Annotated in this window: 20 protein-coding genes; 13 read left to right on the plus strand and 7 right to left on the minus strand. The window is 59.5% G+C overall.

Translation table 11 applies throughout. The features are described 5' to 3' along the window. From uca to urtE, 7 genes are all read left to right on the plus strand, one after another. Window positions 1-3,618 carry an urea carboxylase gene (gene uca / locus ACX8ZY_RS16865; RefSeq protein WP_421665100.1) on the plus strand — a complete coding sequence of 1,206 codons (3,618 nt, stop codon included), beginning with the start codon at window positions 1-3 and terminating at the stop codon, window positions 3,616-3,618. A 9-nt stretch (window positions 3,619-3,627) separates the two neighbouring features. Further along, complete coding sequence (locus ACX8ZY_RS16870) at window positions 3,628-4,329, plus strand: GntR family transcriptional regulator (RefSeq protein WP_122889260.1); 702 nt, start codon at window positions 3,628-3,630, stop codon at window positions 4,327-4,329. 28 nt (window positions 4,330-4,357) lie between these two features. Continuing rightward, a complete protein-coding gene (urtA, locus tag ACX8ZY_RS16875; RefSeq protein ID WP_033756912.1) occupies window positions 4,358-5,626 on the plus strand; it encodes an urea ABC transporter substrate-binding protein in 1,269 nt (422 codons plus the stop codon). 92 nt (window positions 5,627-5,718) lie between these two features. After that, window positions 5,719-7,284, plus strand: coding sequence for an urea ABC transporter permease subunit UrtB (gene urtB / locus ACX8ZY_RS16880; RefSeq protein WP_010253640.1), 1,566 nt, complete (start codon window positions 5,719-5,721; stop codon window positions 7,282-7,284). Further along, window positions 7,284-8,357, plus strand: coding sequence for an urea ABC transporter permease subunit UrtC (gene urtC / locus ACX8ZY_RS16885; protein WP_010671704.1), 1,074 nt, complete (start codon window positions 7,284-7,286; stop codon window positions 8,355-8,357). The genes urtB and urtC overlap by 1 nt, the downstream gene beginning before the upstream one ends. Then, window positions 8,354-9,145 carry an urea ABC transporter ATP-binding protein UrtD gene (gene urtD / locus ACX8ZY_RS16890; RefSeq protein ID WP_010671705.1) on the plus strand — a complete coding sequence of 264 codons (792 nt, stop codon included), beginning with the start codon at window positions 8,354-8,356 and terminating at the stop codon, window positions 9,143-9,145. The genes urtC and urtD overlap by 4 nt, the downstream gene beginning before the upstream one ends. 1 nt (window position 9,146) lies before the next feature. Then, a complete protein-coding gene (gene urtE, locus ACX8ZY_RS16895) occupies window positions 9,147-9,845 on the plus strand; it encodes an urea ABC transporter ATP-binding subunit UrtE (protein ID WP_010253632.1) in 699 nt (232 codons plus the stop codon). A gap of 7 nt (window positions 9,846-9,852) precedes the next feature. Here the strand turns inward: urtE and ACX8ZY_RS16900 are convergent, their stop codons facing one another. The 3 genes from ACX8ZY_RS16900 to rbsK are packed head-to-tail and all read right to left on the minus strand — an operon-like array spanning window position 9,853 to window position 13,121. Continuing rightward, a complete protein-coding gene (locus ACX8ZY_RS16900; RefSeq protein WP_320503863.1) occupies window positions 9,853-10,866 on the minus strand; it encodes an aldose 1-epimerase family protein in 1,014 nt (337 codons plus the stop codon). After that, the gene (fucP, locus tag ACX8ZY_RS16905; protein WP_459260377.1) at window positions 10,863-12,194 is read right to left on the minus strand and encodes an L-fucose:H+ symporter permease; all 1,332 of its coding nucleotides are present in this window, start codon (window positions 12,192-12,194) and stop codon (window positions 10,863-10,865) included. Before fucP ends, ACX8ZY_RS16900 begins: the two co-directional genes overlap by 4 nt. A 9-nt stretch (window positions 12,195-12,203) precedes the next feature. Continuing rightward, a complete protein-coding gene (rbsK, locus tag ACX8ZY_RS16910) occupies window positions 12,204-13,121 on the minus strand; it encodes a ribokinase (RefSeq protein WP_010253623.1) in 918 nt (305 codons plus the stop codon). A gap of 392 nt (window positions 13,122-13,513) precedes the next feature. Here rbsK and deoR point away from each other — a divergent pair, with 392 nt between their 5' ends. The 4 genes from deoR to ACX8ZY_RS16930 all read left to right on the plus strand — a co-directional run bounded on the left by deoR (window position 13,514) and on the right by ACX8ZY_RS16930 (window position 16,980). Continuing rightward, complete coding sequence (gene deoR / locus ACX8ZY_RS16915; protein WP_010253621.1) at window positions 13,514-14,278, plus strand: DNA-binding transcriptional repressor DeoR; 765 nt, start codon at window positions 13,514-13,516, stop codon at window positions 14,276-14,278. A 190-nt stretch (window positions 14,279-14,468) separates the two neighbouring features. Continuing rightward, window positions 14,469-16,136: an energy-dependent translational throttle protein EttA gene (ettA, locus tag ACX8ZY_RS16920; protein WP_031593292.1), complete on the plus strand. Its 1,668-nt coding sequence runs from the start codon at window positions 14,469-14,471 to the stop codon at window positions 16,134-16,136. 64 nt (window positions 16,137-16,200) lie between these two features. Further along, the gene (locus ACX8ZY_RS16925; RefSeq protein WP_109652447.1) at window positions 16,201-16,365 is read left to right on the plus strand and encodes a YhfG family protein; all 165 of its coding nucleotides are present in this window, start codon (window positions 16,201-16,203) and stop codon (window positions 16,363-16,365) included. A gap of 12 nt (window positions 16,366-16,377) precedes the next feature. Next, entirely contained in the window at window positions 16,378-16,980 is a 603-nt protein-coding gene (locus tag ACX8ZY_RS16930) for a putative adenosine monophosphate-protein transferase Fic (RefSeq protein ID WP_192034203.1), read from the plus strand. On the opposite strand, the gene ACX8ZY_RS16935 is transcribed toward ACX8ZY_RS16930, so the two are convergent. Then, on the minus strand, window positions 16,961-17,857 hold the full coding sequence (locus ACX8ZY_RS16935; RefSeq protein WP_010253616.1) for a LysR family transcriptional regulator: 897 nt from the start codon (window positions 17,855-17,857) through the stop codon (window positions 16,961-16,963). The two genes, ACX8ZY_RS16930 and ACX8ZY_RS16935, sit on opposite strands and share 20 nt — an antisense overlap. Window positions 17,858-18,062: 205 nt before the next feature. Here ACX8ZY_RS16935 and ACX8ZY_RS16940 point away from each other — a divergent pair, with 205 nt between their 5' ends. Then, window positions 18,063-19,064 (plus strand): zinc-binding alcohol dehydrogenase family protein, encoded by a 1,002-nt coding sequence (locus ACX8ZY_RS16940; protein WP_033756486.1) that lies wholly within the window; start codon window positions 18,063-18,065, stop codon window positions 19,062-19,064. 45 nt (window positions 19,065-19,109) lie between these two features. Here the strand turns inward: ACX8ZY_RS16940 and nadR are convergent, their stop codons facing one another. The 3 genes from nadR to serB form a co-directional block, all read right to left on the minus strand. Continuing rightward, window positions 19,110-20,351, minus strand: coding sequence for a multifunctional transcriptional regulator/nicotinamide-nucleotide adenylyltransferase/ribosylnicotinamide kinase NadR (nadR, locus tag ACX8ZY_RS16945; RefSeq protein ID WP_010253612.1), 1,242 nt, complete (start codon window positions 20,349-20,351; stop codon window positions 19,110-19,112). A 75-nt stretch (window positions 20,352-20,426) separates the two neighbouring features. Next, window positions 20,427-21,809: a DNA repair protein RadA gene (radA, locus tag ACX8ZY_RS16950; protein WP_010253610.1), complete on the minus strand. Its 1,383-nt coding sequence runs from the start codon at window positions 21,807-21,809 to the stop codon at window positions 20,427-20,429. A gap of 13 nt (window positions 21,810-21,822) precedes the next feature. Continuing rightward, window positions 21,823-22,800, minus strand: coding sequence for a phosphoserine phosphatase (serB, locus tag ACX8ZY_RS16955; RefSeq protein WP_010253608.1), 978 nt, complete (start codon window positions 22,798-22,800; stop codon window positions 21,823-21,825). A gap of 107 nt (window positions 22,801-22,907) precedes the next feature. On the opposite strand from serB, the gene ACX8ZY_RS16960 reads away from it, so the two are divergent. After that, window positions 22,908-23,558, plus strand: a complete 651-nt coding sequence (locus tag ACX8ZY_RS16960) for a YtjB family periplasmic protein (RefSeq protein WP_010253606.1) — start codon at window positions 22,908-22,910, stop codon at window positions 23,556-23,558. The last annotated feature ends 267 nt before the right edge of the window (window positions 23,559-23,825 follow it).

Genomic DNA, 23,825 nt, shown 5'->3' on the forward strand with positions numbered 1-23,825 from the left:
ATGTTCACCACCGTACTGATTGCCAACCGCGGCGAAATTGCCTGTCGCGCCATTCGGACGCTGAAGCGCCTTGGCGTCAAAAGTGTCGCGGTCTATTCAGATACTGACCGCAACGCGCAGCACGTTAAGCAGGCGGATATCGCTATCGCGCTGGGCGGCGATAAAGCCAGCGACAGCTATCTGCGCATCGACAAAATTCTGGCGGCGGCTCAGCAGAGCGGCGCCCAGGCTATCTGGCCGGGCTACGGTTTTCTTTCAGAAAGCCAGCCGTTTGCCGAAGCCTGTGAAGCGGCGGGGATCGCCTTTGTCGGCCCCACCGCGCAGCAGATTGGTGAGTTCGGCCTTAAGCACCGTGCCCGTGAGCTGGCAGCCAGTGCGGGTGTACCAATGACGCCCGGCACACCGCTGCTTGCGTCGCTGGAGGAGGCGATGCAGGCGGCCGATAAGATCGGCTATCCGGTGATGCTGAAAAGCACGGCGGGCGGCGGCGGCATTGGCCTGACGCGCTGTGCCGACGCCGGAGCGCTCGCCAGCGCCTGGGAGAGCGTACGCCGTCTTGGCGAGCAGTTCTTCAGTGATGCGGGCGTGTTTCTGGAGTGCTGCATCGATCGCGCCCGCCACGTAGAAGTGCAGATTTTTGGTGACGGTAACGGCACTGTGGTCGCGCTGGGTGAACGCGACTGCTCACTGCAGCGCCGCAATCAGAAGGTGGTGGAAGAGACGCCCGCGCCCGGTCTGTCTCCGGCGACGCGTGACGCCCTGCTCGCCTCGGCGGTGCGGCTCGGCGAGCGGGTGAACTACCGCAGCGCAGGCACCGTGGAGTATATCTACGACGTCGACCAGCAGGCCTTTTACTTTCTGGAAGTGAACACCCGCCTGCAGGTGGAGCATCCGGTCACTGAGTGCGTCACCGGACTCGATCTGGTGGAGTGCATGTTGCAGGTGGCGGCGGGCGATGCGGTTGACTGGTCACGTCTGCAGCAGGCGCCGCAGGGCGCCGCCATTGAAGTGCGGCTCTATGCGGAAGATCCACTCAAGAACTTTCAGCCCAGCCCCGGCCTGCTAACCGGCGTAACTTTCCCTGACGGCGTGCGGATTGACAGCGGCATCGAAACCGGCAGCGAGGTCTCCAGCTTCTACGATCCGATGATCGCCAAACTGATCGTGCATGCCGACACCCGCGATGCGGCGCTGAAAAAACTTCGCCATGCGCTGGATGCCACTCAGCTGCACGGCATCGCCACCAACCTCGACTATCTGCGCCAGATTACCGCCAGCGACGCGTTTCGCAGCGGCAACGTCTGGACGCGCTACCTCGACAGCGTGGTGCCTGCCTCCTCCGTGGTGGAAGTGCTGCAACCCGGTACCTTCAGTTCGGTTCAGGACTATCCTGGCCGCCTCGGCTACTGGGATATCGGCGTGCCGCCTTCCGGCCCGATGGATGACTTCGCTTTCCGGCTGGCTAACCGCATCGTCGGTAATCATGACGCGGCGGCGGGGCTGGAATTTACCCTGCAGGGGCCGACGCTGCGTTTCCACTGTGATGCCATCGTGGCGCTGACCGGTGCTGACTGCGACGCCACGCTGGAGGGCGAACCGGTCAGCACCTGGCAGCCGCTGGCGGTGAAAGCGGGAGAGACTCTGGCGCTGGGACGCGCCCGGACGGGCTGCCGCAGCTATCTGGCCGTGCGTAACGGCTTCGACGTGCCGGCGTATCTGGGCAGCCGCAGCACCTTTTCGCTGGGCCAGTTTGGCGGTCACGCCGGACGCACCCTCCGGGTTGCCGATATGCTGGCGATCTCCCAGCCTGAGCGGGCAGCCTGCACCACGCCTGCCCCGGTCAGCGATCCGCAGCCGCTCGATGCGGCGCTGATTCCGCACTACGGCAGCGAGTGGCGCATCGGCGTGCTCTACGGCCCGCACGGCGCACCGGACTTCTTCACCCAGGCCGCCATCGATGCGTTCTTCGCCAGTGACTGGCAGGTGCACTACAACTCCAACCGCCTCGGCGTGCGGCTGGTCGGCCCGAAACCGACCTGGACCCGCGCCAACGGCGGCGAAGCGGGCCTGCATCCCTCCAACGTTCACGACTGTGAATATGCCATTGGCGCGGTCAATTTCACCGGCGACTTCCCGGTGATCCTGACGCACGACGGCCCGAGCCTCGGCGGCTTTGTCTGTCCGGTGACCATTGCCAAAGCCGAGCTGTGGAAAGTGGGCCAGGTTAAACCTGGCGACACCATCCGCTTCCACCCCATCACCGCAGACGATGCGCTGGCGCGGGAAAAAGCGCAGATGCATCTGATTGAGACATTGCGGCCTGAGCATCCGCCCACGTTTGCCGTGCCGTCACTGGCCGAAACTGCCCACGGCTCCGCCACGATTCTGGCCGCTCTGGAGGCCACCGCCAGCACGCCGAAAGTGGTCTATCGCCAGGCGGGCGACAAATATGTGCTGATTGAGTATGGCGACAATGTACTGGATCTGGCGCTGCGTCTGCGTGTCCATCTGCTGATGAATGCGCTGACGGCGCAGGCGGAGCCTGGCGTAGAAGAGCTGTCGCCTGGCGTGCGTTCGCTGCAGGTGCGCTACGACAGCCGCATCATTCACCAGTCCGGGCTGATGTCGCTGCTGCTGGCGCTGGAAGCGACGCTGGGCGACGTCAGCACGCTGAAAGTGCCCTCCCGCGTGGTGTGGATGCCGATGGCATTTGAAGACAGCGCCACGCTGGGCGCCGTCAGCCGCTATCAGGAGACGGTGCGCGCCAGCGCCCCCTGGCTGCCCAACAACGTGGACTTTATCCAGCGGATTAATGGCTTAAGCAGCCGCGATGAGGTGCGCGACACCCTGTTCGACGCCAGCTATCTGGTATTGGGGCTGGGCGACGTCTACCTTGGCGCGCCCTGTGCCGTTCCGATCGATCCACGCCATCGCCTGCTGAGTTCCAAATACAGTCCGGCGCGCACTTTCACCGCCGAAGGCACCGTAGGGATCGGCGGCATGTACATGTGCATCTACGGCATGGATTCGCCCGGCGGCTATCAGCTGGTGGGCCGCACGCTGCCCATCTGGAATACCTTCCTGAAAAATCCGCAGTTCGCTACCGATGCGCCGTGGCTGCTGCGCTTCTTCGATCAGGTGCGCTTCTATCCGGTGAGTGAAACCGAACTGACCCAGCTGCGCGAAGATTTCCGCGAAGGCCGCGCCAGCCTGCGTATTGAAGAGACACAGTTTGATTTTGACGCCCACCAGCAGTTCCTCGCCGACCACGCCGCTGAAATTGCAGCGTTCCGCCAGCGCCAGGCCGCCGCTTTTGAACAGGAAGTGCAGCTATGGGCGCAGGAGGAGCAGAACGCGTCGCCGGAGGATGAAACGCTCACCAGCGTCAGCGAAGAGGAGGAGAACGGGCTACCGGTGCAGGCGGATCTCAATGGCAACATCTGGAAAGTGCTGGTGCAGCCGGGCGACGAGGTCAGCGCCGGGCAGACGCTGATTATCGTGGAGGCGATGAAGATGGAGCTGGCGATTATCGCCCCGCAGGCCGGTCGTGTGACGCGGATTGCCTGCCAGGCGGGCCGTCCGGTCAGTCCTGGCGATAACCTGCTGTGGCTGGAATAAGGAGCGGTAATGACAACGCAACCCCACTCCCCTAAAGCCCGCCCGGAAGCGCTGGCGGAACGGGTTTATCAGGCGCTGAAGGCCGATATCTTCGCCTTTCGCCTGATGCCCGGCGATCGCTTCAGCGAAAGCGAAATCGCCGGACGGATGGCGGTCAGCCGCACCCCGGTCCGTCAGGCGCTGTTCCGGCTGGAACGCGAAGGCTTTGTCGACGTCTGGTTTCGCAGCGGCTGGCAGATTAAGAACTTCGATTTCGCCTGGTTCGAATCGCTGTATGACCTGCGCACCGTGCTGGAGTGCGAGGCGGTCAAACGCCTCTGCGCCCTGCCCGCGCCGCAGTGTGCCGCGCTGTTAAACGAACTGAACCAGTTCTGGTGCGAGGCGGAGGCGCTTACAGAGGGCCTGGTGGTGTCGCAGCATGACGAAGCGTTTCACATGACGCTGGTGGCGGCAGCGGGTAACCCGGAGATGGCACGCATTCACGCCGAACTCACCGAGAAGATCCGCATTATCCGCCGGCTCGACTTCACTCGTGACGATCGCATCTGTGCCACTTATCAGGAACATGCACAGATTTTACAGGCAATTTTTCAGCAGCAGACCGCCGGGGCGCAACGCATCCTGACCGATCACATCGCCGTGAGTAAGGCGGAGGTCAGAAAGATCACGCTGCACCGTCTTCAGCAGGCCCGGCTCCAGCTCACCGAATAACACAACAACTACTCAGGGGTTTCAGATGATGAAAAGACGTTCGTTGATCAAGGCTTTCGCCCTCTCCGCCACCGTTGTCAGCATGGGGTTCGCCTGGAGTGTGCAGGCGGCTGACACCATCAAAGTGGGGATCATGCATTCGCTCTCCGGCACCATGGCGATTTCGGAAACGCCGCTGAAGGATGTGGCGCTGATGACCATCGATGAGATCAACGCCAAAGGGGGCGTGCTGGGGAAAAAGCTGGAGCCGGTGGTGGTCGATCCCGCCTCTAACTGGCCGCTGTTTGCCGAGAAGGCACGGCAGCTGCTGACTCAGGATAAGGCGGCGGTGGTGTTTGGCTGCTGGACCTCGGTGTCGCGCAAATCGGTGCTGCCGGTGTTTGAAGAGCTGAACGGCCTGCTGTTCTATCCGGTGCAGTATGAAGGGGAAGAGATGTCACCCAACGTCTTCTACACCGGCGCTGCGCCTAACCAGCAGGCGATTCCGGCGGTGGAGTACCTGATGAGCGAAGATGGCGGCAGCGCGAAACGCTTCTTCCTGCTTGGTACCGACTATGTCTATCCGCGTACTACCAACAAGATCCTGCGCGCCTTCCTGCACAGCAAAGGCGTGGCGGATAAAGATATCGAAGAGGTCTACACGCCGTTTGGTTACAGCGACTACCAGACCATTGTCTCCAACATCAAAAAGTTTGCGGCTGGCGGCAAAACGGCAGTGGTTTCCACGATCAACGGCGACTCCAACGTGCCGTTCTATAAAGAGCTGGCGAACCAGGGGATTAAAGCCACTGACATTCCGGTGGTCGCCTTCTCGGTGGGCGAAGAGGAGCTGCGCGGCATCGACACCAAACCGCTGGTGGGGCAGTTAGCCGCCTGGAACTATTTCGAGTCTATCGATAATCCGACCAACGCGAAGTTTGTCGCCGACTACCGCGCATATGCCAAAGCACATAACCTGCCGAACGCCGCCACCGTCGTCACCAACGACCCGATGGAAGCGACCTATGTTGGCATTCATATGTGGGCGCAGGCGGTGGAAAAAGCGGGCACCACGGATGTGGACAAAGTGCGGGCGGCGATGGCCGGTCAGACCTTTAAAGCGCCGGATGGCTTTACCCTGACCATGGATCAGACCAACCATCATCTGCATAAGCCGGTCATGATTGGCGAAGTGGAAGAGAACGGCCAGTTCAGCGTGGTGTGGCAGACCGATCAGCCGGTACGTGCGCAGCCGTGGAGCCCGTACATTGCCGGTAACGACAAAAAACCCGATCACCCGGTGAAGACCGCGCAGTAATCGCGGGTTGCTGATAGATACGCAGCGTCACCCGCTGTGAAGCGGCAGCACGGCACCCCGCCGTGCTGCCCTCCCCTGACGAGGCTCCTTTTATGAATCTATGTCGCTGCTTTTTCAGCCTGCTGCTGCTGATGCCGCTGTTGGCCAGTGCCGGACCGGCGGCTGACTTTGCCGCCGCCAGCCGCAGTCAGCAGGCCACGCTGCTGCAGCAGTGGGCCGCCGCACCGGACAGCCATCGTCTGCCGCTGCTGGAAGCGCTGCATGCCGAAACGGTGGTCATCGACCAGAATAAACAGCCGTTCAGCCAGCAGGGATCCACGCTGCAGCCGCTGGATGCGGTGGCGCAGCCCACGGGCAACCTGAAAAAGCTGTTTATGAACAATCGCCTGCGCGTGCTGGTTAACAACGCGCTGGCCGCCCACCAGCTTGTCAGCACTGATACGGCCCTGCGTCTGCGTGCAGCGCAGCAGCTGCAAAGTGAGGGCGTTGCCGACCAGCTGCCGCTGCTGGAGCAGCGTTTTGCCGCCGAGCAGGACAGCCGGGTTCATGCCGCACTGGCACTGGCGCTGGCGAATCTGCAACTGGCGGATGGCGAGCCGATGGTGCGCCTGCGGGCGGTGAAACTGCTGGGTGAGTCCAGCGATCCCAATACGCAAGCCAGCCTGCAACGCCTGACCCAGCCCGCGAATGAGCCGGACGCCACGGTACGGGCCGCCGCGGCGGAAAGTCTGCAACAGATTCAGAAACGGCTGATGTGGGGCGATCTGCTGGGGCAGGCCTTCAGCGGCCTGTCGCTGGGTTCCATCCTGCTGCTGGCCGCGCTGGGTCTGGCGATCACCTATGGCCTGCTCGGGGTGATCAACATGGCGCACGGTGAAATGCTGATGCTCGGTGCTTACGCCACCTGGTGGGTACAGAGCCTGTTTCAGCAGTTTGCGCCGCACTATTTAGCCTGGTATCCGCTGCTGGCGCTGCCGGTCGCCTTTCTGGTCACCGCCGCCATCGGCATGGCGCTGGAACGCACGGTGATCCGCCATCTCTATGGCCGTCCGCTGGAGACGCTGCTCGCCACCTGGGGGATCAGCCTGATGCTGATCCAGCTGGTGCGGGTGCTGTTCGGGGCGCAAAACCTGGAGGTGGCGAATCCGGCGTGGCTTTCGGGTGGCTTGCAGCTGCTGCCCAATCTGGTGCTGCCGTGGAACCGCATCGCGGTGATCCTGTTTGTGGTGTTTGTGCTGGCGCTCACCTGGCTGCTGCTGAACCGGACCCGCCTTGGCATGAACGTGCGCGCCGTGACCCAGAACCGCGCCATGGCGGATTGCTGCGGCGTGCCGACCGGCCGCGTCGATATGCTGGCGTTTGGCCTTGGCTCGGGGATTGCCGGGCTGGGTGGCGTGGCGCTGTCGCAGCTCGGTAACGTCGGGCCGGAGCTGGGCCAGGGCTACATTATCGACTCGTTCCTGGTAGTAGTACTGGGTGGCGTCGGTCAGCTGGCGGGCACCGTGGTTGCCGCGTTCAGCCTGGGCATTCTCAACAAAGTGCTGGAGCCGCAGATTGGCGCCGTGCTGGGCAAGATCCTGATTCTGGTGATTATCGTGCTGTTTATTCAGAAACGTCCGCAGGGGCTGTTTGCGGTAAAAGGAAGGGTGACTGACTGATGACGCAACCCATCACGCTTCGCGTGGCGCGCACCGCGCCGCGCCTGACCATCAGCATCGGCCTGGCGATTACCGTAGCGCTCCTGGTGATGCCGTTTCTGGCGCTGCTGCCCGCCACGCATCCGCTGGCGATCTCCACCTATACCCTGACGCTGGTCGGCAAAATCCTCTGCTACGCGGTGGTCGCGGTGGCGCTGGATCTGGTGTGGGGCTACGCCGGACTGCTGTCGCTGGGCCACGGCCTCTTTTTCGCCCTGGGTGGATATGCCATGGGCATGTATCTGATGCGCCAGGCCGCAGGCGAGGGTTTACCCGCCTTTATGTCCTTTCTCTCCTGGCGGGAACTGCCCTGGTTCTGGACCGGCACCGACTATTTCGCCTGGGCGCTCTGCCTGAGCATGCTGGTGCCGGGCCTGCTGGCGCTGATTTTTGGCTTCTTCGCCTTTCGCTCGAAGATTAAAGGCGTCTACTTCTCCATCATGACCCAGGCGCTGACCTACGCCGGGATGCTGCTGTTCTTCCGCAACGAAACCGGTTTTGGCGGCAACAATGGCTTTACCGGCTTTACCACCCTGCTCGGCTTTTCGGTGACGGCAACCCCCACCCGTATCGGGCTGTTTATCGCCACGGTGCTGCTGCTGCTGCTGAGCCTGGCGATCGGCTTCGCCCTGGCGCGCAGCAAATTTGGCCGGGTGCTGACTGCGGTGCGGGATGCGGAGAACCGCCTGATGTTCTGTGGTTACGACCCGCGCGGTTTCAAGCTGTTTGTCTGGACGCTCTCCGCCGTGCTGTGCGGCCTGGCCGGGGCGCTCTATGTGCCGCAGGTCGGCATTATCAATCCGGGTGAGATGTCACCGGCCAACTCGATTGAAGCGGCAATCTGGGTGGCGCTGGGCGGACGTGGCACGCTGATAGGCCCGCTGCTGGGCGCGGCGATTGTTAACGGCGCACGCAGCTTCTTCACCGTCGCCTTTCCCGAATACTGGCTCTTTTTCCTGGGGCTGATGTTTATCCTGGTCACGCTGTTTCTGCCGCACGGCGTGATTGGCCTGCTGCGCCGGAGGAAAAAATGAGTGATGCCCTGTTTACCCAAACTCAACTGGCGGATCGCCATCGGGTGCAGCGCGATCCGGTGCTGCAACTGGAGAAGATCAGCGTGTCGTTTGAAGGCTTCCGGGCGCTGACCGATCTTTCGCTGCAGATCGGCGTCGGGGAACTGCGCTGCGTGATCGGCCCCAACGGTGCGGGCAAAACCACGCTGATGGATGTGATCACCGGCAAAACCCGGCCCGATGCCGGCCGGGTGATCTACGACCAGGACAGCGATCTGACCCGTCTCTCGCCGGTGGAGATCGCCCGCGCCGGGATCGGCCGCAAGTTCCAGAAGCCCACGGTGTTTGAGGCGTTAACCGTGTTCGAAAATCTGGAGATCGCGCTTAAAGCCGATAAATCGGTCTGGGCCAGCCTGCGCGCCCGCCTCAGCGGCGAACAGCGTGACCGCATTGATGAGGTGCTGAAACTGCTGCGGCTGGGCGGCGAACGCCAGCGTCGCGCAGGCCTGCTGTCGCATGGCCAGAAGCAGTTTCTGGAGATCGGCATGCTGCTGGTGCAGGAGCCGCATCTGCTGCTGCTGGATGAACCGGCCGCGGGCATGACCGATGCCGAAACGGACTACACCGCCGAGCTGTTCCGCAGCCTGGCGGGCAAGCATTCGCTGATGGTGGTGGAGCATGACATGGGCTTTGTCGAAACCATTGCCGACCACGTGACAGTGCTGCATCAGGGTCAGGTGCTGGCCGAGGGTTCGCTGCGCGACGTGCAGGCCAACGAGCAGGTTATCGACGTTTATCTGGGGCGCTGAAATGTTACAGGTTACTGAACTGAATCAATATTATGGCGGCAGTCATATTCTGCGCGGCCTGTCTTTTGAGGTAAAGATTGGCGAAATTACCTGTCTGCTGGGGCGCAATGGCGTGGGGAAGACCACGCTGCTGAAATGCCTGATGGGGCTGATCCCGGCGAAGTCGGGCGAGATACACTGGCAGCAGCAGCGCATGAATGGCCGCAAGCCGCACCAGCGGGTGCAGGCTGGCATCGCCTGGGTGCCCCAGGGGCGGGAAATCTTTCCGCGTCTGACGGTGGAAGAGAATCTGCTGATGGGGCTGTCACGCTTTCCGGCTGCGCAGGCGCGTGAAGTGCCGGAAGAGATCTACCAGCTCTTTCCGGTGCTGCTGGCGATGAAGTCACGCCGGGGCGGCGACCTCTCTGGCGGTCAGCAGCAGCAGCTGGCGATTGGCCGGGCGCTGGCCTGTCGGCCCCAGCTGTTGATCCTTGATGAGCCGACCGAAGGGATCCAGCCTTCGGTGATCAAAGAGATCGGCGCGGTGATCCGCCAGCTGGCGCAACGGGGAGATATGGCGATCCTGCTGGTGGAGCAGTTTTATGACTTCGCGGCGGAGCTGGCGGACAGCTATCTGGTGATGTCGCGCGGAGAAATTGTGCAGCGTGGCCGCGGCGATACCATGGAAGCAGAGGGTGTGCGCGGCCTGGTGGCAATTTAAACCCGGCTCAGAGTAAGCCGGTCTCGACAGAAAAGTGGCGCTGTTCACCGTGCGCCAGGGTGATCAGCGTGCCAGCCTGCTGCGCGGCAAGAAAGCCCTCTGGCCGGCAGGTGGCGGGCAGAATATAGGCCGCCACCTGCTGATCGTGGTTGTGCAGCAGCCAGCGAGTGGCGTGCGGGAACTGTGCGGTAGAGAAGCGCGTCATCAGCGCATAGCCCTGCGGCGCATGCAACTCAAACTGCACCTCATCGCCATACTGCGGCAGATCGTCCGCGAAGAAGACGATCTCCGGATCGCAGAGTTGCGGCTGATCGAGCTGCTGTAACGCCTGCGGATCGCGCGCCAGCCGATCGGTGTAATCCCCCCAGGCGGGCGTCGGTCGCAGATGCGCCGGGATCGAGCGACGCAGCTGGAATGCCTGTTCGGGGATCGACTGCCGGAAGCGGCCCTGATCGATCCACGCGCTGTTAAGGTGACACATATACTGCAGCGGCATCGGCGCGCCAGCCAGATTAGTGACGGTCATTTCAATCGTCAGCCGGGGCTGATCGGCCGGAATGCGGACGGCGGGTGCGGCCAGGTAGTGATGGCCGAAGCCTTTGACATATTCACACTCCCCTTCCAGCGACAGCGTCTGATCCTCCAGCACCAGCCAGGCGCTGTCCATGCGGGCGCAGGCCATCTCACCGTGCAGCGGATGATCGTCCTCTGGTGCGGGACAGCCGTTGGCCAGCAGTCCCGAATGAAACGCAAAACAGCCATAGGTGTCGATGATCGAATTTGCGGGCAGCGGCTGCTTAAAACTGTGGCCCATGGTCAGGTTATGATCGTCGAACTCTGCGTCCCAGATCATCTGCCCGAGAAACGGCAGCACGGTCACGCTGCCGCGTAGGTTATGAATGCGCACCGCCTCAATGCCCGCCGGATAGCGAAACAGCTCAACCCGGAAATCATCGCTCTCTAAAAGCACCCAGGGTGTGGTGTGAAACTGTTCACGCGCTAAGGGTAAACGGGTTTTCATGGTAACTCCTCCGCCAGACGACCGGTCGCAACCGGCTGTTTTTTATGGCGCAGTTCGCCATAGAAGTAGAATCCGACCCAGGCGAAACAGAGCAGCGAGACGCCAAATGCCAGCTGCATAGAACCCAGTGAGTCCGAAACCAGGCCCTGCAGCGCCGGGACAAAGGCCGCACCGACAATCGCCATCACGATAAACGCGCCCGCGACTTCGGTGTATTTGTTATCGACCGTCGCCAGCGTTCCCGCGTAGATCGTCGCCCAGCAGGGACCAAACAGCACGCTGACAAAGACGGCGGCGTAGACGGCGGTAAAGTTCGGCACCAGCATCACATAAGCCAGCGTCAGCACGCCCAGCACCGAATAGGCAATCAGCACCTTCTCTGCGCGGAAACGGGTCATCAGGAAGTTCGCCACGAACTTGCCGATAAAGAAGCAGATGAAGCTGTAGATCATAAAGTTTGAGGCGTAACGTTCATTAGTCGCCCCCAGCGTCAGCGCCAGACGAATGGTAAACGACCAGACGGCCACCTGCATGCCGACATAGAGGAACTGGGTCACAATTCCGCGTTTAAAGTGTCGGTTGCCAGCCAGATAGCGGAAAGTCTCGCCCAGCGAAGGGCGCGATCTCTCGCTGCTTTCGGGTTTACAGCGCGGATAGCGGGTGAACATAAACAGCAGCATCACCACCACCAGCACCATCACCATCACCAGATATTTGTAGGGCTCCAGCGTGTGTTCCAGCATCGTCAGGCGGAACGCATGCGCCTGCTCTGCCGTCATGGTCGCCATCTGACTCTCCAGGCTGTCGCCGTCCTGGAACACCAGATATTTGCCCAGCACAATCCCCATCAGCGCACCGATCGGATAGAAGGTCTGGCTGACGTTGAGGCGCAGCGTGGCGTGATCACGATGGCCAATCATCGAGCTGTAGGTGTTGGCGGCGGTTTCCAGGAAACTCAGGCCGATGGCGATGGCAAATATCGCCGCCAGGAACATGGTGTAAGTCGCCATGTGCGAGGCGGGATAGAAGGCGATACAGCCGGCGATGTAGAGCGCCAGGCCGATCATGATCGCCATCTTGTAACTGGTCTTGCGGATCACCAGCGACGCGGGGATCGCAATCAGAAAATAGCCGCCATAAAAGGCACTCTGCACCAGCGCACTGGCAAAGTCGCTCAGGGCAAATACGCTTTTAAACTGGGTGATCAGGATATCGTTAAGACTCGCCGCACAGCCCCAGAGCGGAAAGAGGCACGACAGCAGAATGAACTGGAACAGCGGCGTTTTATTCAGATAGCCATCAGATTGCTGAACAATTTTCTGTTGCATGGCAGACCCTCAGTTACGGTTGAGAAAGCGCTGGAAACTCTCTGCGTCGGGATAGGCGCGCTGGGTGCCGCGCCCGGTGACGCTGCAGGCGGCATAGGCAGACGCCTGGGTCATGGCGGCGGCCACATCGCCGGTTTCCACCAGCAGATACGCAAAGCAGCCGATAAAGGCATCGCCCGCGCCGCTGGTGTCTACCGCCTGAACCGGTGTGGCATCCACGCGATGGATCTCGTCGCCGCTCATCCAGACCGATCCCCGGCTGCCCAGGGTGATGATCAGATTTTTAAGGCCGCGCTTCAGCAGCGACTGTCCGGCGAGGATCACCTCTTCATCGCTGCTGACCGGCAGACCGGTGAGGATCTCCAGCTCGGTTTCATTGGGCATAAAGAAGTCGCATTTGCAGGCGTAATCAATATCAAGCGTGGCGACGGCCGGAGCCGGATTAAGGATCACGTTGATCTGATGCTGGCGGGCAAAATCGATGGCGTAATAGACCGTCTCCAGTGGGATCTCCAGCTGCAGGATGATCAGCTGGCAGGCTTTCAGCGCCTCTGCCGCGTCGTCGATATCGGCCGGTTTCAGCTGCTGGTTAGCACCCTTGATAATCAGAATGCGGTTCTGCGACTGGTCATCGACAAAAATTGGTGCCACGCCGCTGGAGGTGCCCGGTGCGGTGGTGACGAAGCGCGTGTCCACGCCCTGTTGTTGAAGATTTGCAACGGTGTTCGGAGCAAAGAGATCGTCACCGACCTTGCTGACCATCATCACGTTGCCGCCCATTTTTGCCGCCGCGACCGCCTGGTTGGCCCCTTTACCGCCGCAGCCAATGGCAAAGTCGGGCGCTTCAAGGGTTTCGCCCGCTTTCGGCAGGCTGTTGGTATAGGTAATCAGATCGACCATGTTTGAGCCGATGACCGCAATTGTCATGACCTTTTCTCCCGGATGTTTTTTAAACTTAAAATGTTATTAAAGTAACAATAACAATTCTTAAAGGTTAAATATGTGACAAAAACCACATCCTGAGGCGGTGATAATAGGCAAATTACGCCATAAAAGGGGATTTTCAGTGTTATTATTATAACAAGCTAACATCACTGAACGCGCTGTATGAAAGCCACAACCGCCTGTGGTGACGTGCCGATATCACCACGCGCTGACAGCACGGCGGAGGTTTGCGGCCCTCACGGAATGCGGGTAAGATTGACTGCCAGCCTGGCGGATGAGACGCAACTCATTCAAATCTGTGAGGTTTGTAGCGTATTGACGTCGATCCCGGCGTCTTTCCTCCGCACTGCAGGATAGGGAACAGAGAGATGACCATGGAAACCCGGCGCGACGAACGCATTCACAAGCTGACGCAGGCGCTGAAACGCACCGACAAACTGCATCTGAAAGATGCGGCCCAGCTGCTCGGCGTCTCAGAGATGACGGTTCGCCGCGATTTAACCGAGCCGGGCTCCAGCGTGGTCCTGCTGGGCGGCTATATCGTCAGCGATCCGAAAAGTCATGCCAGCCACTATTTTGTCAGCGATCAGCATGGCCAGAATGCCGCCAGAAAGCAGCGACTGGCACAGGCGGCCGCCAGCCTGATCAATGAGAACGACACGGTCTTTTTTGACTGCGGCACTACCCTGCCCTACATCGTAGATGCGATTCCCGACACCCTGTCGTTTACCGCCATCTGCTGCGCCATGAATACCTTTCTGACCCTGAAAGAGAAACCGGCCTGTAACGTGATTCTCAGCGGCGGTGAATTTCATGCCGACAACGCGCTGTTTACGCCGATTGGCGTGCATACCATCCTTGACGATCTCTGCCCGACGCTGGCCTTTATCTCTGCGGCGGGCATCGATAAAGATCAGGGTGCAACCTGCTACAACACCAATGAGCTGATGATGAAACATCACGCCATGCTGCGCGCCCGAAAGTCGGTGCTGGTGGCTGACAGCAGTAAATATGGCAAGGTGCTGCCTGCCCGCATCGCCGAGCTGCAGCGCTTTGATCTGCTGGTGAGTGACAGCGCGCCCGATCAGGCGTTGCAAAACTGGCTGGCCCAGCAGGCGATCCCGCTGCGCCTGCCCTGACGCCTCTTTCTGACATCCTCTCCTGACTCTGTCAGCGATTGAGTGTGGAAATCAGTCAGTTATGCCTGGATCGCCCGGCATCGGCTCCGCCACGCTAATATTCGCCGCCCCCCGGCTGGGATTAAACGGTGAAAAAGGCTAAACTTCGACATCATTCAAACGACCAACAGACCCAGAGGCTCAAACCAACGTGGCTCAATTCGTCTATAGCATGCATCGCGTCGGCAAAGTGGTTCCGCCGAAGCGACATATCCTGAAAAACATCTCGCTCAGCTTCTTCCCTGGCGCAAAAATTGGCGTACTCGGCCTGAACGGCGCGGGTAAATCTACCCTGCTGCGCATCATGGCTGGCATCGATAAAGATATCGAAGGGGAAGCGCGTCCGCAGCCAGGCCTCAAGATTGGCTACCTGCCGCAGGAACCGCAGCTTAACCTTGAACACACCGTGCGTGAGTCGGTAGAAGAAGCGCTGTCAGAAGTCGTTGGCGCACTGAAGCGTCTCGACGAAGTCTATGCGCTCTATGCTGAAGAAGATGCAGACTTCGACAAACTGGCCGCGGAACAGGGCCGTCTGGAAGAGATCATCCAGGCTCACGATGGTCACAACCTGAATACCCAGCTGGAACGTGCTGCCGATGCGCTGCGCCTGCCTGACTGGGACGCGAAAATTGCCACCCTTTCCGGTGGTGAACGTCGTCGCGTCGCCCTCTGCCGCCTGCTGCTGGAAAAACCAGACATGCTGCTGCTGGACGAACCAACGAACCACCTGGACGCCGAATCTGTCGCCTGGCTGGAGCGCTTCCTGCACGACTTCGAAGGCACCGTCGTCGCGATTACGCATGACCGTTACTTCCTGGATAACGTTGCAGGCTGGATTCTGGAACTTGACCGCGGTGAAGGGATTCCGTGGGAAGGTAACTACTCCTCCTGGCTGGAGCAGAAAGATGCGCGTCTGGCGCAGGAAGCCTCCTCTGAAGCCGCTCGTCGCAAGTCGATTGAGAAAGAGCTGGAGTGGGTGCGCAAAGGGCCAAAAGGCCAGCAGTCTAAAGGCAAAGCCCGTCTGGCACGCTTTGAAGAGCTGAACAACACCGACTACCAGAAGCGTAACGAAACCAACGAACTGTTCATTCCGCCAGGTGCCCGTCTGGGTGACAAAGTGCTGGAAGTCAGCAATCTGCGTAAGTCTTATGGCGACCGTGTGCTGATTGACGATCTCTCGTTCTCGGTACCGAAAGGTGCGATTGTCGGGATTATCGGTCCGAACGGCGCGGGTAAATCAACGCTGTTCCGCATGATGTCTGGTCAGGAACAACCTGATTCCGGTGAGATTGTACTGGGTGAAACCGTCAAGCTGGCCTCTGTGGATCAGTTCCGCGACAGCATGGATAACGCCAAAACCGTGTGGGAAGAGGTTTCCGGCGGTCAGGACATCATGCGCATCGGTAACACCGAGATGCCAAGCCGCGCCTATGTCGGCCGCTTTAACTTTAAAGGCGTCGATCAGGGCAAACGCGTAGGCGAACTGTCGGGTGGTGAGCGTGGTCGTCTGCACCTCGCGAAGCTGCTGCAGGTTGGCGGCAACATGCTGCTGCTCGATGAACCAACCAACGACCTGGACATTGAAACCCTGCGCGCGCTGGAAAACGCCCTGCTGGAGTTCCCGGGTTGTGCCATGGTGATCTCGCATGACCGCTGGTTCCTGGACCGTATCGCCACGCACATCCTGGATTATCAGGATGAGGGCAACATCGAATTCTTCGAAGGTAACTTTACCGAATATGAAGAGTACAAGAAGCGTACCCTCGGCGCCGAAGCGCTGGAGCCGAAGCGCATCAAGTACAAGCGTATGACGAAGTAACGATGTCAGGGGGAGGCTCAGGCCTCCTCCTGCTTCACCAGTGACGTTTTAAGGGCTGAATGCAATGAAGAAAAAAGCTGAGCGGCCAGTGGCTAAAAAAGCTGAAGCGATTTATGAAGCCACTAAAGTCGCAAACTTTGCCGCAAGTTCCCTGCTGGAGGGGATACGTATTTCAGCAGATGCTGAATTATCGACCCTGGAACAGGTTCGACGCCGCTATAAGCAGTAGCAGGAAGCCAACGTGAATCGTTATCTTGTCTGGCGAGATCACTACTGTTATCCCGATTCCGATGTGCTGATCAATCGCTATGATATTCGCGAACAAACCCTGCTGGATCAGGCTGAGCGTGATGTGACCGCGCTGACCATTCACACCATTAAGCTCTCTCATCCTCCTTTTACCCTTCAGTCACTGTGTCACATTCATTACTGCCTGTTTAACGAGCTTTATAGCTGGGCGGGGCAGATACGCGATATCTCTATCAGCAAAGGAGAGACCCGCTTTTGCCAGCCCGCTTTTATTCTGCGTGAAGCGGAGAAATTATGTGCAAAACTGGCATGTGAAAGATGGCTTGAGCAGGCTGACCATGAAGCTTTTTGTCATCAGGTTGCCTGGTATTACTGCGAGTTCAATATCCTGCATCCCTTTCGGGAAGGAAACGGTCGGGCATTACGCATTCTGTTCGAACATATCATTCTTCACGCAGGCTATCAGGTGAACTGGGAAGGCGTGAGCCCCAGCGACTGGTTAGCGGCAAATATCGCGGGTTACCAGAGTGGCCCGGAAAAAATGGCGGCACTCTTCCTGCGCCACATTGTACCGGTCAGCGATAAAACTCCCTGAACACCGGTGACTGCAGCGCGAACTCAATAAACCGCGCCAGCGCAGGTGAATTCAGTTTACGGCCCGGATAGACCAGCCAGAGCTCATTCCCCTCGATTTCCCATTCCGGCAATACCGGCACCAGCCGGGGATCCGCCATCGCCCCGTCGGTCAGAAAGTGCGGCAGCAGCGTAATGCCCGCATCGCCCAGCGCAGATTCGCGCGCATAGAGTAAATTATCCGTGAGATGGCCTGGCGGCAGCAGCCAGCGGTAGAACTCGTCATCGCGCTGCAACACCCATTCATTCCAGGCGCGATGCGCTATACAGCGGTGGGCCGACAACTGCTGTGGATGAACCAGCGGCGGATGCTGATCAAGATAGCGCTGTGAAGCGACCAGCAGTCGCGGGCAGTTGCCTATCCGGCGGCCAATCAGCGAGGACTCCTGCGGCTGACCGGTGCGCAGCGCTACATCAAAGCCCTCCTGCACCAGATCACGCATCTCATCGGAGATCGAGACATCCAGCGTCACATCGGGATAGAGACGTAAAAACGCCGCGTTACAGCGCGCCAGCAGCGTGGCACCAATCCCCGCCGGGCTGGTGATGCGCAGACGCCCGCTGGGGTTTTCGCGCAGACTGGCGATCGCCTGATCGGCGCGTTCACTGGCCTGCATCATCTCCTGGCAATGCAGCAGATAGCGCTCACCGGCAAAGGTCAGATTGAGCTGGCGGGTGGTGCGGTTCAGCAGACGAATCCCCAGCCGCTGCTCCAGCTGGCTGATGCGCTGACTGACACTCGATTTTGGCAGCCCTGCGCGTTCTGCCGCGCCGGTAAAGCTGCCGCACTCCGCCACCAGCGCAAACAGTGCCATATCCTGCCACTGACGAAATGCCATTGTTCACCTCAGACGAACACTCTATGAAAGATTGTCCATCTTATCACCGCTAAAATCAGGTTCTACACTTAAAGCCTGTTCCGAATCATCAGCCAGTCTGCCACGGACAGCGTGGCACAGACTCCTGCGGAGTGTGAGCACTCTTCAGGGCCAGAATGGCAACTACCAGATCCAGGCTTCCAGCCTGACTAAACAGGAAAAATGTATGTCTATTCGCGCTATCGCAATTAATCCGGAAAGTCCTGAAAACTTCACTGAAATTTTCCCTGACACCCCAGCGCCAGGGGAGTATGACCTGCGGGTCGAAGTCAAAGCCGCGTCGGTCAACCCGGTCGATACCAAGGTTCACAAAGGGGCGAAGAAGAACGGATTAGAGCAGCCACGCATCCTCGGCTGGGATGCCAGCGGTGTGGTGCTGGAAGTGGGCAGCAAAGTCAGCAACTTTAAGCCAGGCGATAAAGTTTTTTATGCGGGTGACCTGACCCGTCCTGGCAGTAACAGCACCGAGCAGCTGGTTGACTCACGCATCACCGGTCACAAGCCAGAGAGCCTGGACTGGGCGCAGTCGGCCGCGATCCCGCTGACGGCCCTGACCGCCTGGGAAGGACTGTTTGAGCGACTGAACCTTGAGTCAGCAACGGAAGATCAGACGCTGCTGATCGTGGGCGGCGCAGGCGGCGTCGGATCGCTGGCGATCCCGCTGGCAAAACTGCGCAGCAAGGTGAAGATCATTGCCACCGCTTCGCGTGAAGATTCCGCGCAGTGGTGCCGCGATCGCGGCGCCGATCTGGTGATCAACTACAAAGATATGATTGGAGAGCTGGAAAAACAGGGCATTAAACAGGTCGATTATATCTTCTGCCTGAATGATACCGACGGTCACTGGGAAACCATGGCAAAGCTTATTGCCCCGCAGGGTCATATCTGCACCATCGTGGAAAACGAACATCCGCTGTCGATGGATCAGCTGAAGCTGAAGAGTGCTGCCCTGCATTTCGAGCTGATGTACACCCGCAGCATGTTTAACACGCCGGATATGGCGCGTCAGGGTGAGATTCTGGATGCCGTCTCGGCGTTGCTGGATGAAGGTAAGCTGCAAACCACACTGAGCGAGACGCTGCACGGCTTAAGCGTTGAGACCTTAACCGCCGCCCATCAGCGCGTACTGGAAGGCCACATGCGCGGCAAAGTAGTGATGGTGTATTAATGCGCTGACCCGGCTGCCCTGCGGCAGACCGGGTTACAGCATGCGTTACGGCTGGGCGTTTTTCTCGCCCAGCATCGCTTTCACCAGTTCAATGCAGCGCAGGAAACGGGTGTCATAATCATCTTCCTGCACGTGCAGGAATTCGATGTTGTTTTCCCGCAGCATCGTCACCAGCATCGACTGAAACTCCCGTCGATCCACGGAACTGCCCAGGCTGCGCAAGCCATCGGCAACCCACGGCACGTTGTTCTCCAGCAGGATCACCAGATCAAAGCGATATTCATCGATCAGTGCCTGCACAAACGGATGTTCACGCCCTTCATACTTCAGACAAAACGCCTGCGTGGTCACAAAGTCGGTGTCGATAAACGCCACTTTATTGGCGTATTTAACCGCGAAATCGATGTACTGCGCCTGGCCCAGCGCGATCTTGTCGTAATCTGAATATTGCAGCGCCATTTCATCACCGCCCAGGTGGGAGAAGACATAGTCGCGGCCATATTCCCAGGCACTGGTGGTATTGAAGATGTTGGCGAGTTTATTCACCAGCGTCGATTTACCGCTCGACTCCCCGCCGAGGATCGCCACGGTGCGCACAAAGAAAGGTTTCACTTCGGTCGGGATATAATCCCAGAAGCGGAACGGATCCTGACGGATCTGCGCGCCGCTGATGCTCATAAAGGATCGGCTGGGATCGACCAGTACGGTCTGAATGCCAAGATGCTGTTGATACATCTCCGCATCGGGCGCTTCGCTGGTGTAGATGCAATCCGGCGCAATACCATGCTCGCTGAGAAACGCGCTGACGCCCTTACTCCAGACATCCCAGCCGTGTGGATAGGGCTCAATCCCCTCCTCATCAAAGGCGTGAATGCGGATATTTTTCTGATACTTAAAGGTCTGCAGCAGCCAGCGCAGTCGATCGCTGACCGTGGGCTGTTGTGACATCGCGCTGTTCTCAAACAGTTCGCGGTCACGTGGCTCGTCGTAGCCCATAATGATATGCAGCTCATCGACCTGGCTACAGGCGCGCTGAATCAGATAGATATGGCCGGTGTGCAGCGGATAGAATTTACCAAACACCACGCCGACCGTTTTATCGCGTCGCGGAAACTCCAGACCCAGAAAACGGTGCAGCGCCTCCAGCTTTTGCGCGCTGGGGCTTTTGATTTTGGCATTGAGCAACTGGCTCAGATAGCCTTTGGTCATGCCGCTGGCATCAGCGACCTGTTGCAGCGTGTGGCCCTGCTGGCGAATGGCCGTTTTCAGATAATCAAACGACGACATGTCGTGCCTCCTGCATCAATGCGGTTAAGGTGGGAGCGGCCTGCCAGCGGCTTTTCGCTGGCGGCCGCAGGCGCGTTACAGATCGTCCAGAATCGCCAGCGCATCGGCCAGCTTCTTCGCGCTGAAAACCTGCATCCCGGCAATCGGTTTTTTCGGTGCATTCCCTGCCGGCACAATGGCGCGTTTGAAGCCATGCTTCGCCGCTTCAGCGATGCGCTCCTGACCGCTGGGCACCGGACGGATTTCGCCCGCCAGTCCCACTTCGCCGAAGATCACCAGATCCTGCGGTAACGGACGATCGCGCAGGCTCGACACCATCGACAGCATCAGCGCCAGGTCAGCACTGGTTTCGGTGACTTTGACGCCGCCGACCACGTTGACGAACACATCCTGATCCGCCATCTGCAATCCGCCGTGACGGTGCAATACTGCCAGCAGAATCGCCAGGCGGTTCTGCTCCAGACCTACCGCCACGCGGCGTGGATTGCCCATCATCGAGTGATCGACCAGCGCCTGAATCTCCACCAGCAGCGGTCGCGTTCCCTCCCACAGCACCATCACCGAACTGCCCGAGGTGATCTCTTCGCCGCGCGACAGGAAAATAGCTGACGGGTTGCTGACTTCACGCATGCCCTGCTCGGTCATGGCAAACACACCCAGTTCATTGACCGCGCCGAAGCGGTTTTTATGACTGCGCAGGGTGCGGAAGCGGGAATCGGCATCGCCATCCAGCAGCACTGAACAGTCGATACAGTGTTCCAGCACTTTCGGTCCGGCCAGGGAGCCATCTTTGGTAACGTGACCAACCATGATGATCGCCACGCCGCGCGTCTTGGCGAAGCGCGTCAGGTAAGCGGCGGTTTCACGCACCTGGGCGACGCTGCCGGGCGATGACTGGATCTCCGCCATGTGCATCACCTGGATCGAGTCGATCACCATCAGTTGCGGCTGCTCCTGTTCGGCGATCAGGCAGATTTGCTCAATGCTGGTTTCCGACAGCATATTCACATTTTCGGTGGGTAATCCCAGACGATGGGCGCGCATTGCCACCTGCTGCAGTGACTCTTCACCGGTGACATACAGGGTTTTCATCCCCTCTGACAACCGGCACATCACCTGCAGCAGCAGCGTGGATTTGCCTGCGCCGGGGCTGCCGCCAATCAGAATGGCGCTGCCCGGCACCACCCCGCCGCCCAGCACCCGGTCAAACTCTTTGAAACTGGTCGAGAAGCGCGGTAACGCCTCCAGGCTGATTTCAGAGAGCTTCTGCACCCGGCTGGTTCCGGCGCTGCCGGCATAGCCACTCAGGCGCTCGTTACGCGCAGCCGCGGGCGAGGCGGCAATGCGCACCTCGGTGATGGTGTTCCAGGCGTGACAGGCGCTGCACTGCCCCTGCCAGCGTGGGTAATCTGCGCCACATTCGTTACAGACAAATGCGCGTTTTGCCGCTTTGGCCAAATCAATACCTCAGTTAACGCTCTTCGTGGATCAGGCTGCCGGTGAGGATGCAGAACACCCCCATTAAATCGGCATGGCGAATGGTGACCGCAGTCTGCTCATTCACCTTAGGTTTAGCATGGAACGCAATGCCCAGCGCTGAGGCTTTGATCATCAGCAGGTCATTGGCACCATCGCCGATCGCCACCGTCTGTTCCGGCGCGATGTCAAAACGCTGCGCCAGCTTCTTCAGGGTATCGGCTTTGTATTGTGCGTCGACAATCGGTCCCAGCACGTTGCCGGTCAGTTTGCCGTCGCGAATTTCGAGTTCATTAGCAACCACCGCCGACAGATGCAGCTTGTCGCGCAGGTATTCGGCGTAGTAGGTAAAGCCGCCAGACGCGATGGCAACCTGCCAGCCCAGCGCTTGCAGCTTCTGCGTCAGGGTGGTTAAGCCTGGCATCAGCGGCAGGGCATCACGCACCTGTTTCAGTATATTGGCGTCCGCGCCCTGCAGCGTGGCCACGCGCTGACGCAGGCTGGCGGTGAAGTCGAGTTCGCCGCGCATCGCACGTTCCGTGACTTCCGCCACCTGCTCGCCACAGCCCGCCAGTTTTGCAATCTCATCGATGCACTCGATCTGAATCGCGGTGGAGTCCATATCCATCACCAGCAGGCCTGGCGTTTTGAGATGCGGGATTCTGCCCAGCGGCGCGACATCCAGTCCGGCGTCGTGCGCCAGCTTGCTGGCAAACGGCGTCAGCGATCCCGCCAGGCGAATCACCTGATACTCATCGACGTTCCAGGCGCTGACGATCACCATGGCGGCACCCAGCTGGTGCTGGTAATCGGTCAGCCGCTGCTTATCCAGCCCGCGGCCATACAGCAGCCAGCCGGTACGGCCAGCGCGATAATCCAGCGGCATCACTTCATCACCGCTAAGAGAAAGGGGCAAACCCGGCCAGAGGGAGACATCGGCGGGAAGATCGCACCAGGTTAAACGATTTGGCATCAGAGCTCCTGTAGGGACAACAAAACCACGCAAGAGGCTACCTTGTCTGCGCCGCTTCTGGCAACATAATCTCCAGGCTTTCTGTTGTGATATGACCCGGATGATTAATGGCTAAAACCGCACTGAAATTTCGCTTACATCGTACCGTGATCGTTCTCATCTCGATGGCGCTGCTGGTCGTGCTGATGCAGGGCGCATCCTGGTTCAGCCTCGGCCATCAGGCGGCGCGTTCTGAACAGGTCGAGGAGCTGGCGCATACGCTGACCAGCCAGGTGGCGTTCAGCCTTAAGCCGTTGATGGACAACAGTGAAAATAACCGGACTCAGATAGAAGCCATTCTTAATCAGATGACGGCTAACAGCCGTATTCTGGATGCATCGGTCTATGACGGCGACGGAAGTCTAGTGGCGCACAGCGGTGAAAACATCAATGTACGCGATCGGCTGGCGCTCGACGGCCAGCGCGCGGGCAGCTATTTCAACCATCAGATTGTGCAGCCGCTGGCCGGAAACGAGGGTCCGTTGGGCTTTTTGCGCGTGACGCTGGATACCCACGTGCTCGTCACCGACTCGCATCAGGTCGATAACACCACCAATATTCTGCGTCTGATGATGCTGCTGGCGCTGGCAATTGGCATTATTCTCTCACGCACTCTGCTGCGCCACCGCCGCACCCGCTGGCAGCAGTCGCCGTTCCTGCTCACCGCCAGTACACCGGTGAAAGAGGATCGGGATGAGGACGACGAGAAGAAAGAGTAGTGTTCCGGCGCTGCTGTAAAGATAAAACAAGAAAGGCCCGCTATGCGGTAATGCCAGTCAGTTAAGCGACAGGTGATAACGCAGTCTGGTGCCGCTCAGGGGCTGGCGGTCCTCGCGCCGCTGCGCGGTTCCTTCACTTCATTCGCCTGCCTGACGGACCGCCGGGGATGGCACATCCTGTGCCGCCCCGCCTTTCGCCCGCGTCCTGCGGGCTCTCCTGGCAGACTCATTCTGTTCAGCGCTGCGGATTGCCTGCCCCTGAGCGAC

Source organism: Pantoea sp. XAF26B01_ASV70, assembly GCF_054512635.1.